The following is a 17,308-nucleotide window of genomic DNA, read 5'->3' on the forward strand; positions in this document are numbered from 1 at the left end:
CCTTGCATCATATTATTTCTTCACAAACCGCCGAAGCTGTGGCAGAACCTTCGCAACTGCCTCCAGTGCATGATCCACCTCTTCCTCCGTGCTGAGCACCGAAAAGCTGAACCGCAGTGTGGAATCCAGAAGTCTGTCCTCCACGCCGATCGCTTTTAAGGTGCCACTGAGATCCGGGTGATTAGACGAGCATGCCGACCCGGAGGACACATAAACGCCCTCCTGCGCCAGTGCATGGAGCATAACCTCACTTTTGATCCCATCAAAGCTTGCACTGACAATATGTGGTGCCGTCTCCGTCAGAGAAAGTCCGTTGATCCCGTTAATGCTCACACCTTCCATAGCAGTTAATCCATCGATCAGACGCTGCTTCAAGGCGTAGAGACGTTCCACCTTCTCACTGTGCTGCTGGTAGATCAGACGAACCGCTTCACCAAGGCCTGCAATCGCCGGAACATTCTCCGTACCGGAGCGCATTCCTCTCTGCTGGCCGCCTCCAAGAATGATCGGACTGATCTTTACGCCGTCTCTGACATAGAGAAAACCGCTCCCCTTTGGTCCATGTATCTTATGCCCGCTGACGGACATCAGGTCAATTCCAAGACGTTTTGGGACGATCTTGTACTTGCCATATGCCTGAATTGCATCCACATGAAAGATCACATTAGGATTTTTCTGCTTTGCCACGGCAACAAGCTTTTTGATATCCTCCACGGCTCCCATCTCATTGTTGACCATCATAACGGACACTAACAGAGTATCCTCCCGCACCGCTTCCTCTAACACCTCCGGCTGTAAATGGCCGTTGTGATCCACCGGCAGATACTGCGCTTCATATCCCATCTGTTCCAAACGTCCAAAGGGTTCATGAATGGATGCATGCTCAATCCTTGTGGTAATCACATGCTTTCCGGCTCTCTGGTTGGCAAGTGCGGTACCGATCAATGCCATATTGTTGCTCTCCGTCCCCCCGGAGGTCAGAATGATCTCCTTTGGCTGGCATTTCAACGTCCCGGCAATCTGCTGTACCGCTTTGGTAACATAACCCTCTGCCTCAATTCCCTTGGTATGTCTGGAGGAAGGATTTCCAAAATCCTTTTCCATTACCTGCAGCATAATATCACGCACCTCCGGAAACACCCTGGTGGTTGCTGCATTATCTAAATACGCTTCCATACTCTATCCTCACTTCTGTAACTGAAACATCATAATGGAAAGCAATGCCATGCCCGCCGTCTCTGTCCGAAGGATCCTCTTACCTAATGTGATCGGCTTTGCCCCGATCTCCATGGCCTTTTCCACTTCTTCCTTCTCCAGACCGCCCTCCGGTCCAATAAAGATTCCTACGGACTCTTTGGAACATGCTTCCTCCACGATCTGTCTCGATACCTGTATCCCGTCCTGTAATTCGTACGGTATCATATTGTACTCTAAGGAGGAGGCCATGTCAAACGCCTGCTCCATAGTCACCGGAGTATGCACTACGGGAATCATGCCCCTGTCACACTGCTTGGCCGCTGCTTCCGCAATTGCCTGCCAGCGTTCCGTCTTTTTCTGAATCTTTTTGGCCTCGGACAGCTTGACCACACAGCGTTTCATCATAACGGGGACGATTTCGTATGCTCCCAGTTCCACCGCCTTCTGAATGATAAATTCCATCTTATCCTTCTTGGGAATCCCCTGAAATAATGTAATCCGGGTATCTAACTCCGTTCCGCTTTCCTGCTTCTTTTCAATGGAAAGTGTGATCTCCTCCTGAGACAATGACTGAATACGGCACACATAATCGGTGCCCTCTCCATCACATGCCACCAGCCAGTCCCCCGGCTCCAGACGAAGTACGTTTTTGATATGATTCACATCGGAATCCAAAATATGGATCTGATCCTCTTCAATCTGATCCTGCCCAATATAAAAGCGATACAACGGTTCTGCCTCCTCTAAGTCATTTTCCCTAATTATACTCATAATAATCAATTGGCGCAAGTACGCAAAAACACCCCCGATCCGTAAATCACTGTACTCCCGGATCGGGGGTGTCTCAAATGTCATTCATAAAAACTCCGCACAGACTCTCTCCTTACAGATATCTGTCCATCACACCATTGGCTCCGCCCAGTGCCAAGTAGCTGCCGGAATATGTATAAGAGGAGCCATTGCCTCTCTGATATGCCTGACTGTTGGCAAGCTGGTAACTCTGTCTCGCCAGATTCTGTACAGAGTCACCATAGGAACCGATTCCCTGAAACAGGGAGGAAACATCATGTACACTGGCATTTTTTAACTTATCCTCATTGATCGTAAGCTGGTTGTTCTCTCCGATCGTAATACCAATCTTGGAAAGCATGCCTGTATTTTTTGCCGTGAAACCGATCATGCTCACAGACTTCTTTAATATAGATACCGAATCCACATCAGAAGAAGACTTCACATAAGAATTGTACTTGTCTACAAAATCCTTAACGCTTTTGGTGATCTTGTCCTGATCGTATGTATTTTTCCCTTTGTCATCGGTACCGGCAGGCTCATAGAGAGATTTGCTCCGCAGGTCTTCCAGACTGTTATTTAAGGATGCCGCCTGAGACTTTACATTGACCAGCTTTGTCTGATCTGCCTTGGTCTCCTCTTCTGTCTTTGATGAATCTGTCTTTCCTGCATTTCCCGTTGCATAATAAGCCTTCATCAGCTTACCGTAAGAGCCGTTGCGGATCATTGCAAGATCACTGATCCCATAGGAGCTGTCACTGTTGCTTCCGATACCAAAAATACTGTTATAAAGACTTGAAATATTTGATTGATTGTTAATACCATTAATTGCCATAAAAATACCTCCTTCTCTATATAGTATATCGTATATTTCTTACGAAAGTTTATCCTGGTCATTAATTTTTTCTTAAATCTATCGTTTTTTGGTGTTTTTCCTGTGACGGTTGTCCCATTTTTCCTGCATCCACTTCTCCTTCCGCGGATGGATCAGACATTCCGGTCCAAAACCGATCAGATCCTCCCTGCCCGCCTTCAGAAGAGCTTCCTTCACCAGATCATAGTTACGAGGGTTGCGATACTGCATCAGGGCACGCTGCATTGCTTTTTCATGAGGATTCACCGGCACATAAACCTTCTCCATGGTTCTCGGATCCAGACCGGTATAGTACATACATGTGGACAATGTAGACGGCGTCGGATAAAAATCCTGTACCTGCTCCGGCATATAGCCCAGATCCCGCAGATATTCCGCCAGTTCCACCGCTTCGGAAAGTCCGGAGCCCGGATGGGAGGACATCAGATACGGCACCAGAAACTGTTTCTTTCCTGTCATTTTGTTGACCCGCTGATATCTTTTCACAAAGCTCTCATACACTGCATTTTCAGGCTTTCCCATATAGTGCAGCACCCGGTCCGCCACATGCTCCGGTGCCACACGAAGCTGTCCGCTGATATGATATTTGCAAAGCTCCCGGATAAAGGAATCATCCTTATCCTCCATCACATAATCAAAACGGATCCCGGACCGGATAAAGACCTTTTTAACTCCCGGCAAAGCACGGAGCTTTCTCAAAAGAGCCAGATAGTCCGAATGATCCACGATCAGATTCTTGCATGGCTTCGGAAACAGGCACTGCTTGTTGGTACATACACCATGCGTTAGCTGTTTCCCGCAGGAGGTATGACGGAAATTGCCGGTAGGTCCGCCCACATCATGAATATACCCTTTAAAGTCCGGCTCCTTTATCATTTCCTTTGCTTCGGCAAGGATGGATTCATGACTTCTCGTCTGCAAGATCCGCCCCTGATGAAAGGTGAGAGCACAAAAGCTGCAGCCACCAAAGCAGCCACGGTTACTGGTAAGGCTGAATTTGATCTCCTGCAATGCCGGCACCCCGCCTGCCGCCTCATAGGATGGATGGTAAGCACGCATATACGGCAATGCATACACATCATCTAACTCCATCTGCGTCAATGGTCTTGCCGGCGGATTCTGCACGACATAAAGGTGGTCGTTATATTTTTCTACAAGGCATTTGGCCGTGAAGTGATCTGTATTGCAATACTGGGTATAAAAGCTCTCCGCATAAACTTTTTTATCCCGGCAAAGCTCCTCATATGACGGCAGCATCTGAGCATCGTACACCGCATCCAGATTTTTGGTACGGTATGCCGTTCCCTCCACATAAGTAATATCCTCCACTGCTATGCCGCTTTCCAGTGCCTCTGCCACCTCCACTACTGCAAGCTCTCCCATACCATAGATCAGAATATTCGCCTGAGAGTCTACAAGAATAGAATGTTTCAGGCTATTTGACCAGTAATCGTAATGAGCCAGCCGCCGCAGACTTGCCTCTATCCCGCCGATAATGATCGGGACCTGCTTGTACACCCTGCGGATCAGATTGCAATATACGACAGTCGCATAATCCGGCCGCTTTCCGGCTACACCTCCCGGTGTGTAAGCGTCACTGCTTCTCCTTTTCTTTGATACCGTATAATGATTTACCATGGAGTCCATGTTGCCCGCAGACACCATAAAGCCCAGACGTGGCATGCCAAATACCTGTATACTTTTTTCATCCTTCCAGTCCGGCTGCGCGATCATACCGATCCGGTATCCATGTGCCTCCAGCACACGGGTAATGATCGCCGCTCCAAAGGAGGAATGATCTACATAAGCATCTCCACAAACGTAGACGAAATCCACCTGATCCCATCCCCGTTCCAGCATTTCTTCTCTTGTTACCGGCAAAAATTTCTTATCCATTTTAATAACCCTGTCTTTCCTTTCTGCTACAATCTATCTCTTGCATAATCCATTTCGTTCTATTATACTAATACAGCGAAAATAAGTTATCCGACTATACGAAAGGAATGAAACCATTATGCGTAAACTTCTTTTTTTTGATATTGATGGCACCATCCTGTCCGAGGGCGAAAAACGCTATGTGCCGGACAGTGCCATCCGGGCCATCCGTGAACTTCAGGCAAATGGCCATCTCTGCTTTATCAACTCCGGCAGAGCCTGGGCTGAAATTCATAATAACATCAGCGATCTTGGCTTTGACGGCTTTGTCTGCGGCTGCGGCACCTTCATCAGCTATCACGGTGAAACACTGTTGGCAGACGAGATTCCAATGCCTCTGGCAGATGCAATCTACGAGGATCTCCACAAATACCGTCTGGAATGGCTGTTAGAGGGTCAGCATGCAATCTACTACAGCACGGTTCCTTACAGGACACATATCGGGGATTTCTACAAAGAGTTCCATGCTCTTTTTCCAGATCACTGTGTAGATTATCCACCGGAAACCAGAGGGCTTCACTACGATAAGTTTTGTCTCTGCACCACCCCGGAAAGTGATCTGTCCGGTTTTATGGACAAATATAAAGACAAACTTACCTTTATTGACCGCGGCAACGATTTCTATGAAGTCATCCCCGTAGGGCATTCCAAGGCAACCGGCATCCGGTTCCTGATGGATTATTTTGACATTCCTCTGGAGGATACCATTGCCGTCGGCGACAGCACAAACGATCTGCCTATGCTGGAATATGCCGGGTTAAGTATCGGAATGAAAAAAAGTGATGCCCCCGTTTTAAATACCGTAGATTATGTAACAGATACGGTAGAAAACGACGGCATCTATAAAGCAATGAAGCATTTCGAACTAATCTGATGGATTATCCTGCTCCAGTGCGGTTTTGTACAGCATCATCAGATATGCATCCACAAAACAGAAGCGATTGCAGATAAACTCATATACTTTATACAAAAAACATATCCCCATTAGAACCAGACTGACATTGGTTACTCTGGCATCCAGTCCCATAACGGCCAGGATCAGACTGGCAATCACATAAAACACAAATACAAAGCTAAACTGACGTGCAATCCGAAAAGCATCCATAAGAGTGCCTGCAAGGCGCTCTTTTTTCTTTTCAATCTCCTCTTTTGTCAGGCTTTGAAGTTGCTCACACATCTCACTATATACCACTTTTTCATTCGCCTTGATCTGCTCCTCCGGAACCTTGTTCTTCTTCTGATCCAGCTCCTCTTTGCACAAGCTCACAAAATGGCGATATACCTTCTTTCCAAATTCTGCCCGCAGGCGTTTTCGAAAAACATTCATGTCCTCTTCCCTATCCTTTTTATTATGCAGAATATGATAAATTTAAAAATGGGTGTATGTCAAGTACTTTTGCATTTTAATATGTGCCAAAACGGAATACCGTATAGTGACGGTACGGCTCTCCAGCCTTCAATACAATATCAGGAAACTCCGGTGTATTAATGGCATTTGGAAAATTCTGTGTCTCGAAACACACAGCACTGGACGGTCCGTATATAACGCCATCCTTGCCATGCTCTCCGGAAAGCTCCGGTGCTGTATACATCTGAATGCCCGGCTGATCCGTAAGCACCGTCAGCGTGCGCCCTGTCTGTGGTTCCCTGCAGATTGCCGCTGTGATGACCTCTCCCTTTTCATGCTCCAGCACAAAGTTATGATCATATCCTTTAAAATAATCCGGGCTGCTCTTATCCGATACCACATCGGTACCGATCACCTTAAACTCCCGGAAATCGAACGGTGTCCCCTCGACATCCGCAAACTCTCCGGTTGGATATAAAAGATCATTGACCGGATTATACCGGTCTGCAAAAATCTTCACCTCATGGTTTAAGATCTGCTCCCCCTTGTGACCACCCTTGCCCAGATTAAAGTAAGAGTGATTTGTCATATTGACAACCGTATCTGCATCTGAAACGCCATCATACTCAATGATCAGCTCATTGTCATCTGTCAGATGATAAGTAATGCTGTATGTAAAGGTTCCCGGAAAATGCTGCTCCCCGTCAGGGCTTACCCTGGAAAATGTCAGCACCTGCTCCCCGTCTCCTTTTTCATACTCCGCCTCGTACATCATATAATTAAAACGAAGATATCCACTGTGAAGACAATTGGTCGAATCATTCTGATCCAGCTTATACTCCACACCATTGATTACAAAATGGCCGTCGGAGATACGGTTTGCACATCGCCCCACCGGTGCTCCAAAGCTCGGCTCATTGACCTCATAGGAAGCCACATCATCATATCCATGCACCACATCATCCAGATGACCGTCCCGGTCCGGCACCCAGATATTGGTGATCACTGCCCCAAGATCAATAAATGATACCTTCATTCCATTTGCATTTTCCAATGTATAACGGGTTACTTCCTTCCCGTCCTTTGTTGTTCCAAATTTTTCCTTTTTCATCCTTTTTCCTCCATACCTTTATTTGCTAAAACTCCCTATTTCCAGTTACTTAATACATTAAGTATAACAAAACAAAGGGTATATGACAAGGCATTACTTGACAACAGATACATCCCGAATTCCATACTCTTCAAAAACACGGATCATGTTCCCGTCAATCTCCTCACCACTGACGGCAATCGGAATCGCCGGAGGGCAGGATACCGTTTCCTGCGCCAGAATCCTTCCCTCTGCCTCACGGACAGGTATCACTTCCGACTCTGCAAAGACTGCCTCCCGGATCGTCATCCGCCGGATGACAGGTTTCATCCCGGGTCTTTCCACCGGTGCGAATGCCTTCTCCGGATGCCGCAGTCTTGTCCGGTCCAGCCAGCGATACATCATGTTCCAGTCCTCCGGCCCATTCTGTGGACTCATCATAAACACAACCGTATGGTGATCTGCAAATTCACATTCTATCCCGGAACGTTTCCTCCCTCCGGTACAATAGACAAACTCCCGGAGCTCTCCGGCAATTTCTTCTCCATCATACCCGGAGGCTCCGGTATCAATAACAATCTTTAAGGGTTCTCCCTCCATAATATGAAGACCTCTGTCTCCTGCCGCCTTTTTAAACTGCCGGATCTTTTTCACACATTCAGCCAGCTCCCTGCGAAACTCCCGTTCCAGATACTCATTGCACAGATCTAACGACTGCAGGATCAGATAAGAGGGACTGGTGGAACCAAACATGGTCAGACCTTTTCTGGCACTGTCCAATATTTCGGACACAATATTTTCATGCAAATGAAGATATGCTCCTCCGGTCAGAACCGGTAACGTCTTATGTGCCGAATCACAGCAAAGATCCGCCCCCAGATGAATGGGATGCTTACTTGCCTCCAAAAATGCCAGATACGCCCCATGAGCATTATCCACAGCCAGCAGCGTTCCGTATTTGTGACAAACCTCTGCGATCGCCGCAATGTCACTCTGCACTCCGAGATAATCCGGCGATGTCAGATAAACGGCTGCCGGAAGCTTCCCACAGGCTTTCAGGCTCTTTTCTACCTCCTGCGCTGTCACCACGGCAGAACAGAGTCCATGTGCCTGTCCGCTCCGGATAAATTCCAGATCCAGATCCAACAGGGCACAGCCGTCCAGCATGGCGCGGTGCACATTCCTTGCCGCCAGGATAAACGGCCTGCTGTATTCCGTTTCCTTTACACCTTGTTTCCAGTGCATCATCACACTGTAAAGCATCGCCTTTACCGCCAGAGAAGAGCCCTCCGTGGAATACAGGGTCGCCCCTGTCCCAAATAACGTACAGGCATTCTTCTGGCTTTCTCCCAGAATCCCTACAGACTCCGACAATACATCTGCCCCGGCAATCTCTGTAATATCTCTCACTTCTATTCCCAGCGGACCCGCTCCCTTATGTCCCGGCATATGCGCTCTGACACCGTCTCCGGCAATATAACTGTCAATAAAATCAGCAACCGGTGTTCTCACGATTCCTTCTCCTGTGGCTCTGCTGCCACCTGCGCCTGTCCCTGTACTGCTGCCGGCTGTGCTTCCTGCTGTACCTGTCCCTGTGCTGCTGCCGGCTGTGCTTTCTCCTGCTCCGCCTTTGCTTTCAGGGCGTCTTTGATCTGACGCATATACATTTCCTCGCGCATGCGGTTATTGGCTTCGTTTCTCTTCTGAATATTGATCAGCATATTGATGGCATAAAGGATCACCGGCACGAATACCGTCAGCATAATACTTCCGATAAACCAGTTGTGGGCACCGTCAGATGCTGTGATCGCTGTAATGATCGTCATCAGATACATAAATACAAGTAAAACCACTCCGATCATTGCAAAAACTCTCTTTAATTTGTCCATAATTCTTTTACACTCCTTTCAGCCCGCAAGTCTTAAACTGCAGACATAAGCTTTTACAGGAAGGTTTATTTTATCTCCTTCCCGATCCGTTTAAAATGCTCCTGTATTGTTTTCTCATATCCGTTATCGGACAAATGGAAAAACGTCCGGTCCTTTAAAGCATCCGGCAGATACTGCTGTTCCACATAATGATTCGGATAATCGTGGGAATACAGATATCCGATCCCATGTCCCAGCTTTGCCGCACTCTTATAATGTGCATCCTGCAGGTGCGCCGGAATCGGGCATGTTTTCGAATGTGCCACCAGATCCATTGCCTCATCGATCGCCATGATCGCCGAGTTACTCTTCGGAGCACATGCCACATAGGTTGCTGCCTGCGCCAGCACGATCCGCGCTTCCGGCATGCCGAGCCGCTCCACCGCCTGCGCTGCACTGGTTGCTACCACCAGTGCCTGCGGGTCTGCATTGGACACATCCTCCGCAGCACAGATCATAATACGTCTGGCAATAAACTCCACATCCTCTCCGGCATAAAGCATTCTCGCCAGATAATATATGGCGGCATCCGGATCCGAGCCCCGCATACTTTTGATAAATGCAGAAATCGTATCGTAATGATTATCTCCGGATTTATCGTAACGAAGCACCCGTTTCTGGATACATTCCTGCGCCACCTCCATGGTAATGTGAATCCGGTCGTCTGCGCCCCGCTCTGTGGAAAGAACCCCCAGCTCCAGTGCATTGAGGGCGCTTCTGGCATCTCCATTGGCTACATCAGCCAGAAAATCTGCCGCATCCGGCTCCAGCACAGCCCGGTAGCTCCCCATGCCACGCTCCCTGTCCTCCACGGCACGAAATAAAAGAAGACGGATATCCTCCTTCGTGAGAGGCTTCAGTTCAAAGATCACAGACCGGGAAATTAATGCGCTGTTCACCTCAAAATAAGGATTCTCTGTGGTGGCGCCGATCAGGATCACCGTACCATCCTCCACATAGGGAAGAAGATAATCCTGCTGTCCCTTGTTAAAACGATGGATCTCATCTACAAACAGAATCGTTTTTTTGCCATACATGCCTGCCTGATTCTTTGCCTCCTGCACCACCTCTTCCATATCCTTTTTGCCTGCGGAGGTGGCATTTACCTGACGAAACACAGCACTGGTCGTATTGGCAATGACCTTGGCAAGTGTTGTCTTGCCGGTTCCCGGCGGGCCGTAAAAGATCACGGAGCTCAGCTTGTCTGCCTGGATCGCACGGTATAAAAGCCGGTTCTTTCCCACAATATGCTCCTGTCCTACCACCTCGTCCAGCGTCCGTGGACGCATCCGGGATGCTAAGGGTGCATCATCATCCTTCGATTGCTCCCTCATATATTCAAATAAATCCATATCTGATCTGTCCTTTCTAAAAGATCATAGGCTGTCCGTCCAGAACCGCAAAAAACAGTTCATCGGAAATGTCAAGCTCTGCTTTTCCGGCAGTCGCTTCGGTAATCTCCTTTGTTAAGGCTCCTACCTCTTCCTCCGGCACCAGCACATCCATCTCCACCGCCTCTCCATAGCGGGTATCCATCACCGGAATCTGCCGTTTTCCTACAATGTATTGGAGCTTTCCAATGCCATTGTAATCGGTCCCGACCGTTATCTTCCGCCCCGGCTGCTTCGTCATGACCCGGCTCGCCGCAAGACCCGCCTGCGTTGCCTGGGAATAGGCCCGCACCAGCCCTCCGGTTCCCAGAAGTGTACCTCCAAAATATCTTGTTACAACTACAAGAACATCATGAATCCCCTGTCCCTGCAGCACCTCCAGAATCGGCCTTCCTGCCGTCCCGGAGGGTTCTCCGTCATCGCTGCACCGGCTGATCTCATTGTTGGGTCCGATCACAAAGGCATGACAGTTGTGTCTGGCATCCCAATACTTCTTCCGGATCTGTTCAATATGACCGGCTGCCTCCTCCTCGGAATGCACCGGAAATACATGGGCAATAAAACGGGACTTCTTTTCTACAATCTCGTCACTGCCGCCCTCATAAATTATCTGATATGACTGACTCATAAAACTCCCCACTTCTGAGCAATTCCTGTTAACGCTGTCCGCCCTTGCTCCTCAGCAGACCGCCCTCTCACCATGCTTTGAAACTATTCCGTAACCTTTCTGGCACTGGTATAAACCGCCACTACCGCTCCAATGATCATCAGAATATAAAAATTCACGCCACGACTTAACAGCATTGCAGATACCGCTGTGCTCCTGCTCATGATCTGTTTGAACAGGGTCACGAAAAAGCCTTCATTAACACCAACTCCACCGGGCAATGGCAAAATGTCAATACAAACTGCCACAAAACTCTGCAGCATCACAATCTCCCATGGAGATGCGCCATGCTGACCCAGAGCAAGACAGACAAACCAGGTCACTGCAAAGAAGCTGATTCTCTGCAGCACGGTAATTCCCAACACCACAAAGAAAACCTCCCAGTGTGTTCTCATATACACGGCCCCCTCCTGATACAATTCCAGAGAGTGATCCAGCCGCTCCATAAACCGTTTTTTGTTCCGTATGATCCGAAGTTTATGACAGATCCAAGTGCCAAGAAGTGCCAGATTCCGCACACCGTTTTTTGAAAAAACAACAATAGAGTACAAAACAATGGACACCAGATTGACTGCCATTCCCAACACAAAAAGCCAGTAATAATGACCAAGATACTGATGAAGAAATCCCCGGAAAAACAGGATCACTATCCCTTCTATGACCATCAATGCCACCTTGTAAATAATCGTCCAGAACAAAAGTGCCACAGAAGAAACTCCGACAGACACGCCATCCTGGCGCATATAATACACCTGCATAGGCTGTCCTCCACTGGCTGACGGTGTAATGGCATTAAACAGAAACCCAATAAAAGTATATTTCACGCCATCCTTAAGCTTCATAGATGTTCCTGCTGACTGCACGATCACTTTCAGGGATACTGCCTGCAGAACCAGATATGCAACAGCAAACACAGCAGCAAATACAAGCCAGCTTTTATCCGCTTTTTTCAAAACAGATAAAATCTCCCTCAGATCTTCTCCATGAAGAAGTGTATAAAAGGTAAAAGCCAGAACCACGATCATTAATATAATATTAAATACATAGGTCTTTTTTTTACGCATTGAAATCCCCTTTCCTGTTGTCGATTTCTCTTTCATACCTTTTCCTTCATCATTTCAGCCGGAACGTCTTCGGTGCCAGCTTCCACACCAGCAGCAATGCTGCCACCAGAGTCACAACGGTAACTCCCAAAATGATCGCTGCAAAGTATGTCGGCGGTGTATGGATCTGCAGACAGCTATACGCCACAAGATAAATCCCTATGGTACAGATCTTATAACCGACACTTGTGGTATTTCCTGCCTCTGTAAACGGCTGAAAAATATAATACATACACAGAAACAGCACGGAGAAAAATACCGACAGCATCACGATACAGAATAAGATCGCTATGATCTGCAAAATATTCCGGAATCTTCCCAAAAGCATCAGATTGATAAATACTCCTGCGCAAAACACCGCAATAAACGGGCACTCCGTCCGGATCATATAACGCAGACGGATCCGGAAACTGGATATGATCGCCTCCGGTGTCCGGTAATATCCATACTTCAGCAGAGAAGCATCACAGTGAAAGAACATAGCCTGTGTCAGCTTTTCTCCGGAAGAAGAACAATACATAATAAATACAAGGATCGCCAACAGCATATTCACCGTGCTCCAGACGCCATCACTCATCTCCTGAAACTGTGCCGCAGATGCCATAAAACGACTAACGATCACAGCCACTGCGGTCACGCCAAACAATCCTTCCACGATCCATGCCTTGATCCTGCTTGGTCTTGCCACGATCTTTTTGTGACGTTCAAAAAAGATGGCATGAAGATATTCATAGCCGCTTTTATCCTGAAAGATCCGCTCCGTCACAACATCCTCGTCCAAGGTATCCTTTAATTGACCGTCGAGAGACTGAACATTGTCAACTTCCTTCTGATGCTCCATCACACGCTGATAACTGCAGAGCATTCTCGCCACCTGCAGGTATTTAGGATAAGCACGCAGATATCTCACAGAAACCACGGCTGCGATCAGCAGGATCACCAGAAGGATTCCCTGTAATCCCATGGAAAAACCACCTGCATCAAACAGCGGATTCCAGACCATTTTTTGTCCCTGTACCAAATACAGGACAGGATAAAGTCCATACGCCACAACAACCATCAGGAAATTGTACAGATAATAGCTCCCCTGTACCTCCTTACCTTTATCCTGATAAGGAATCTTATCATAATGCTCACAAAGAAGCATGGAAACTGCCTCACCGATCGGACGACAGCAGATATAGCACAGGATCACCCACACAAAAATCCCCATATGTCCCGGAAATGCATGATTTAAGATCAGGAAAAATGCAATCATCCAGCAAACGGCTGCTTTGCCATACTCCCATAAAATACCGGTGAGATAATAGCTTTTGGCGTCAATCCGCATGAGATTCAATAACAGGTAATCCTGTTCGTCACCATTGGTGATAATATGGCTGTTGGTAAAGGAGCCCATAAAACAATTCAGGATCAAAAATATCCATACCATCATCGATGCCATCGTATGATCGCTCCAACCGATATTCGATTGTAAGATCGCACACGGTACAAAGACAGCCAGCAGAAAATATAATGACTTCCACAGGATATCCTTGAGCCCGTTCCAGATCAGGCAAAGGATTCCCAGTGTCTTTTTGATATCACTGCGGGCATACCACTCCTCCGAGATCAGCCCCTTCAATGGTTTAAAATTAATGATCGTATAGATCAGTTGATTCACCTGCTGGGCAAAAAACAACTGAAACTGACTTATTATCTGATTCATCTGTCTGTATCCTTTCTAACGGCTCAGAAGCTCCATTACATGCTCCTCAAATCCCTGATCATGACAATCCAGATCATCCACTCCGGACAATTTCCCCTGATGAAGCAGCACGATCTCATCACACAGATCCTGTGCCAGCTACAAAATGTGAGTGGACAATATTATAATATGATCTTTTTTCATTGCCAGTAAAAGCTCCTTCATCTCATGAGCCGCAACCACATCCAGCGATGTCAGCGGTTCATCTAACAGAATGATCGGCGGCTTGCTGATCAGCAGACAAAGCATCTGCATTTTATTTTTCATGCCGTGGGAATATCCCTTGAGCAGCCGGTCCAGATCCGGCAGATCCAGCCCTACCATTTGTGCATACTCCTCCACCGTCAGAGGATTTTCTATTTTGCCTTTATGAATATCAAGAAAGAATTTAATGAACTCATAACCGGTAAGAAACTCCGGCAGAACCGGGGTAGAAAACGCATATCCCATCATATCAAAATTCACAGGTCTGTTTTCTCCGTTCTCCTCCAGAGAAACGGAGCCACCGTCAAAATCAATCTCGTGACTGATACAGTTAAAAAGTGTCGTTTTACCGGCTCCATTTCGTCCCAGAAGTCCGTATATCTTACCCTTTTCAAAGGTGAAAGAGGCTCCCTTAAGAACTTCTTTCTCTTCAAATTTTTTCTCAATTTCATTAACAATAAGTTTCATTAATTCTCTCCTTGTTATACATCTACTCCAGCAGTTCCCAGACCGCCGGAAACAACTCCACACTCCGCTTCAATATTCCTTTTACATATGCAATAAAGATGCCATAATTGACAATTGGCACCTGACACTGCTGCGCCCGGAAGATCCGATGTTTCATTTCCTTTTCATGAAGGGTACAGCCTCCACAGTGAATGATCAGTGCATAGGAGGACAGATCCGTCGGAAAGCCGGTGCCGCTGCAGGTCTCGATCTGTAATTCTTTCCCTGTATATTCCTTCAGCCAGCGGGGAATTTTCACTGTCCCGATATCGTCACACTGTCTCCTGTGAGTGCATCCCTCGGCGATCAATACCCTGTCTCCGTCCCTTAACCGGTCCAACGCCGTAACGCCTTCTACTAGAGTCCGGAGATTTCCTTTATGTCTGGCAAATAGAATGGAAAAAGAAGTCAGCGGAATCTGTGTGGACACAATCCGGGACACCTCTCCAAATGCCTGAGAGTCCGTAATAACCATCTTTACCTTATCTCCAAGCATATCCAGAGTCATTGCCAGAGAAGGCACCTGGGTCACCACAGATACTGCGTGGTTATCCAATATATCGCGGATCACCTGCTGCTGGGGCATGATCAGCCGTCCCTTCGGTGCAGCCGAATCCACCGGCACCACCAGAACCACTACATCATTCTCCTCCACCAGATCTCCGAGAATGTGTAATTTCAAATCCGTATCCGGGGCAAGCATGATCAGTGCATCCTTGAGCTTTTCCAATCCCATTTTACGGACAGTGCTCACATTGCAGACCGGCACCGTTCCATTCTTTGCCATGATCTGCTGACGTCGCTTCTCTGCCTCCTCCTGAGAAAGCTTGTCCTCCTGATTCAGTACGATCACATAGGGAAGCTTCTTCTCCTCGATCATCGCCTGGATCTGCTGCTCCTTCTCGCCGATTCCCCGGCCCTGCGCCAGTTCCTCCGGTGTGAGTCTGGAAATATCTAACACCAGCATGGCGATATCTGTGCGGTTCAGCACCTGTACTGCCTTCTCCACACGTTTCTCGCCCAGTTCCCCCTCATCATCCAGCCCCGGTGTATCAATAAACATACACGGGCCGATCGGTAATATCTCCATCGCCTTATAAACCGGGTCCGTCGTGGTTCCCTTCACATCCGATACGATTGCAAGCTGCTGTCCTGTCACCGCATTGATCACGCTGGATTTCCCGGCATTTCGCCTGCCGAAAATCGCAATCTGTACTCTGTCTCCATTGGGTGTTGCTGTCAAACTCATGATGTCTCCTCCTCACGCAAATCGGTTATTTATCTGATCTGTCCGTCTCCGCAGATCAGATATTTCATCGTGGTCAGCTCCTTTAAGCCCATCGGTCCTCTCGCATGAAGCTTCTGGGTGGAAATGCCGATCTCTGCTCCCAGTCCAAATTCACCACCGTCCGTAAATCTCGTAGAACAATTCACATAGACACATGCCGAATCCACTTCCTCCTGGAACTTCCGGGCATTGGCATAGCTTTCTGTCACAATACACTCGGAATGCCCCGTGGAATATTTGGATACATGGGCAATGGCTTCCTCTACAGAATCTACGACTTTTATAGAAATAATATAGTCCAGAAACTCTGTAGCATAATCCTGCTCTGTTGCCGGAACGACACAGTCTCCCAGAATCGCTGCTGTTCTTTCACAGCCCCGGATCTCTACCTGATGCTCATCCAGCTTTGCCTTTAACATTGGCAGAAACTCCTCCGCCACATCCTTATGCACCAGACAGGTTTCCAGCGCATTACAGACGCTCGGCCGCTGTGTTTTACCATTGTCCGTGATATTCACTGCCATAGCCGGATCCGCTGTGGCATCCACATAAATATGGCAATTGCCGGTTCCCGTCTCGATCACCGGAAGCGTTGCATTTTTTACAACAGCCTGAATCAGGCCCGCACCACCTCTTGGGATCAGCACATCGATCAGACCGTTTGCCTGCATCATCTGGGTGGACACCTCTCTGGAAGTATCCTCGACCAGCTGCACGATATCCTCCGGAAAACCACACTGGGCAACTGCCTCCCGCATAGTATTCATCAATACCTTATTGGAACAGATTGCCTCCTTGCCTCCCCTCAGGATTGCTGCATTTCCGCTTTTGATACAAAGAGAAGCCGCATCCACTGTAACATTGGGACGTGACTCATAAATGATCCCAACCACACCCATCGGGACACGTATCTTGCTAATCTTCATACCATTGGGACGCGTAGAACCCTCTATGATCTCTCCCACCGGATCCTCCAGATTGGTCAGCTGGATACAGGCATCAGAAATCCCCTGAATCCGCTCCGGTGTCAGGCGCAGACGATCCACCATAGTCTCAGAAATGCCATTCTCTCTGGCATTCGCTATATCCTTTTCGTTTTCTGCCAGGATCTGCTCCTGATTTTCCAGAAGCTTCGCTGCGATCCGTGTCAGTATTTCATTCTTTTGTCCGGTAGATGCTGTCGCCAGACTCTTTTTTGCCTTCTGTGCCTTTTGTCCTAATCCTTCAATATAATTCATCC

16 protein-coding genes are annotated in these 17,308 nt (G+C 47.8%); 1 reads left to right on the forward strand and 15 read right to left on the reverse strand.

What is annotated here, in order from left to right:
* Positions 1-12: 12 nt before the first annotated feature.
* The 4 genes from H8704_RS01350 to H8704_RS01365 form a co-directional block, all read right to left on the reverse strand.
* Positions 13-1,176: a cysteine desulfurase family protein gene (locus tag H8704_RS01350; protein ID WP_022463477.1), complete on the reverse strand. Its 1,164-nt coding sequence runs from the start codon at positions 1,174-1,176 to the stop codon at positions 13-15.
* A gap of 9 nt (positions 1,177-1,185) precedes the next feature.
* Positions 1,186-2,052, reverse strand: a complete 867-nt coding sequence (locus H8704_RS01355) for a 16S rRNA (uracil(1498)-N(3))-methyltransferase (RefSeq protein WP_022463478.1) — start codon at positions 2,050-2,052, stop codon at positions 1,186-1,188.
* 28 nt (positions 2,053-2,080) lie between these two features.
* Positions 2,081-2,821, reverse strand: coding sequence for a hypothetical protein (locus H8704_RS01360; RefSeq protein ID WP_249296993.1), 741 nt, complete (start codon positions 2,819-2,821; stop codon positions 2,081-2,083).
* A 78-nt stretch (positions 2,822-2,899) separates the two neighbouring features.
* Positions 2,900-4,756 (reverse strand): YgiQ family radical SAM protein, encoded by a 1,857-nt coding sequence (locus H8704_RS01365; RefSeq protein WP_249296994.1) that lies wholly within the window; start codon positions 4,754-4,756, stop codon positions 2,900-2,902.
* A gap of 118 nt (positions 4,757-4,874) precedes the next feature.
* Between H8704_RS01365 and H8704_RS01370 the strand changes: the two genes are divergently transcribed.
* The gene (locus H8704_RS01370; protein ID WP_249296995.1) at positions 4,875-5,669 is read left to right on the forward strand and encodes a Cof-type HAD-IIB family hydrolase; all 795 of its coding nucleotides are present in this window, start codon (positions 4,875-4,877) and stop codon (positions 5,667-5,669) included.
* Here the strand turns inward: H8704_RS01370 and H8704_RS01375 are convergent.
* The 11 genes from H8704_RS01375 to H8704_RS01425 all read right to left on the reverse strand — a co-directional run bounded on the left by H8704_RS01375 (position 5,661) and on the right by H8704_RS01425 (position 17,306).
* A complete protein-coding gene (locus tag H8704_RS01375; RefSeq protein ID WP_022463482.1) occupies positions 5,661-6,122 on the reverse strand; it encodes a hypothetical protein in 462 nt (153 codons plus the stop codon). The genes H8704_RS01370 and H8704_RS01375 overlap by 9 nt on opposite strands.
* A gap of 76 nt (positions 6,123-6,198) precedes the next feature.
* The gene (locus H8704_RS01380) at positions 6,199-7,254 is read right to left on the reverse strand and encodes an aldose epimerase family protein (protein WP_249296996.1); all 1,056 of its coding nucleotides are present in this window, start codon (positions 7,252-7,254) and stop codon (positions 6,199-6,201) included.
* 93 nt (positions 7,255-7,347) lie between these two features.
* A complete protein-coding gene (locus H8704_RS01385) occupies positions 7,348-8,745 on the reverse strand; it encodes an Orn/Lys/Arg family decarboxylase (RefSeq protein WP_249296997.1) in 1,398 nt (465 codons plus the stop codon).
* Positions 8,742-9,122, reverse strand: a complete 381-nt coding sequence (locus tag H8704_RS01390) for an ATP synthase subunit H (protein WP_249296998.1) — start codon at positions 9,120-9,122, stop codon at positions 8,742-8,744. The genes H8704_RS01385 and H8704_RS01390 overlap by 4 nt, the downstream gene beginning before the upstream one ends.
* 65 nt (positions 9,123-9,187) lie before the next feature.
* A complete protein-coding gene (locus H8704_RS01395; protein WP_249296999.1) occupies positions 9,188-10,513 on the reverse strand; it encodes a replication-associated recombination protein A in 1,326 nt (441 codons plus the stop codon).
* A 16-nt stretch (positions 10,514-10,529) separates the two neighbouring features.
* The gene (locus tag H8704_RS01400; protein ID WP_249297000.1) at positions 10,530-11,180 is read right to left on the reverse strand and encodes a YigZ family protein; all 651 of its coding nucleotides are present in this window, start codon (positions 11,178-11,180) and stop codon (positions 10,530-10,532) included.
* A gap of 83 nt (positions 11,181-11,263) precedes the next feature.
* On the reverse strand, positions 11,264-12,319 hold the full coding sequence (locus tag H8704_RS01405; protein ID WP_249297001.1) for a lysylphosphatidylglycerol synthase transmembrane domain-containing protein: 1,056 nt from the start codon (positions 12,317-12,319) through the stop codon (positions 11,264-11,266).
* Between the two features lie 13 nt (positions 12,320-12,332).
* Positions 12,333-14,030, reverse strand: a complete 1,698-nt coding sequence (locus tag H8704_RS01410) for a hypothetical protein (protein ID WP_249297002.1) — start codon at positions 14,028-14,030, stop codon at positions 12,333-12,335.
* A 138-nt stretch (positions 14,031-14,168) separates the two neighbouring features.
* The gene (locus H8704_RS01415) at positions 14,169-14,741 is read right to left on the reverse strand and encodes an ABC transporter ATP-binding protein (RefSeq protein WP_330605793.1); all 573 of its coding nucleotides are present in this window, start codon (positions 14,739-14,741) and stop codon (positions 14,169-14,171) included.
* Positions 14,742-14,763: 22 nt separating this feature from the next.
* Positions 14,764-16,029 carry a [FeFe] hydrogenase H-cluster maturation GTPase HydF gene (gene hydF / locus H8704_RS01420; protein ID WP_249297003.1) on the reverse strand — a complete coding sequence of 422 codons (1,266 nt, stop codon included), beginning with the start codon at positions 16,027-16,029 and terminating at the stop codon, positions 14,764-14,766.
* A 29-nt stretch (positions 16,030-16,058) separates the two neighbouring features.
* Positions 16,059-17,306: a glutamate-5-semialdehyde dehydrogenase gene (locus H8704_RS01425; protein WP_249297004.1), complete on the reverse strand. Its 1,248-nt coding sequence runs from the start codon at positions 17,304-17,306 to the stop codon at positions 16,059-16,061.
* Positions 17,307-17,308 lie beyond the last annotated feature (2 nt).

Origin of the sequence: Jutongia huaianensis (genome assembly GCF_014384985.1) — a bacterium.
In the GTDB taxonomy this organism is placed as follows: Bacteria; Bacillota; Clostridia; order Lachnospirales; family Lachnospiraceae; genus Jutongia; species Jutongia huaianensis.

Coding starts and splice junctions, on each gene's coding strand:
- H8704_RS01360 (WP_249296993.1), bottom strand. CDS start 2,821: ATGGCAATTAATGGTATTAACAATCAATCAAATATTTCAAGTCTTTAT.
- H8704_RS01395 (WP_249296999.1), bottom strand. CDS start 10,513: ATGGATTTATTTGAATATATGAGGGAGCAATCGAAGGATGATGATGCA.
- H8704_RS01355 (WP_022463478.1), bottom strand. CDS start 2,052: ATGACATTTGAGACACCCCCGATCCGGGAGTACAGTGATTTACGGATC.
- H8704_RS01365 (WP_249296994.1), bottom strand. CDS start 4,756: ATGGATAAGAAATTTTTGCCGGTAACAAGAGAAGAAATGCTGGAACGG.
- H8704_RS01425 (WP_249297004.1), bottom strand. CDS start 17,306: ATGAATTATATTGAAGGATTAGGACAAAAGGCACAGAAGGCAAAAAAG.
- H8704_RS01415 (WP_330605793.1), bottom strand. CDS start 14,741: ATGAAACTTATTGTTAATGAAATTGAGAAAAAATTTGAAGAGAAAGAA.
- H8704_RS01410 (WP_249297002.1), bottom strand. CDS start 14,030: ATGAATCAGATAATAAGTCAGTTTCAGTTGTTTTTTGCCCAGCAGGTG.
- H8704_RS01375 (WP_022463482.1), bottom strand. CDS start 6,122: ATGAATGTTTTTCGAAAACGCCTGCGGGCAGAATTTGGAAAGAAGGTA.
- H8704_RS01405 (WP_249297001.1), bottom strand. CDS start 12,319: ATGAAAGAGAAATCGACAACAGGAAAGGGGATTTCAATGCGTAAAAAA.
- H8704_RS01390 (WP_249296998.1), bottom strand. CDS start 9,122: ATGGACAAATTAAAGAGAGTTTTTGCAATGATCGGAGTGGTTTTACTT.
- hydF (WP_249297003.1), bottom strand. CDS start 16,029: ATGAGTTTGACAGCAACACCCAATGGAGACAGAGTACAGATTGCGATT.
- H8704_RS01380 (WP_249296996.1), bottom strand. CDS start 7,254: ATGAAAAAGGAAAAATTTGGAACAACAAAGGACGGGAAGGAAGTAACC.
- H8704_RS01400 (WP_249297000.1), bottom strand. CDS start 11,180: ATGAGTCAGTCATATCAGATAATTTATGAGGGCGGCAGTGACGAGATT.
- H8704_RS01350 (WP_022463477.1), bottom strand. CDS start 1,176: ATGGAAGCGTATTTAGATAATGCAGCAACCACCAGGGTGTTTCCGGAG.
- H8704_RS01370 (WP_249296995.1), top strand. CDS start 4,875: ATGCGTAAACTTCTTTTTTTTGATATTGATGGCACCATCCTGTCCGAG.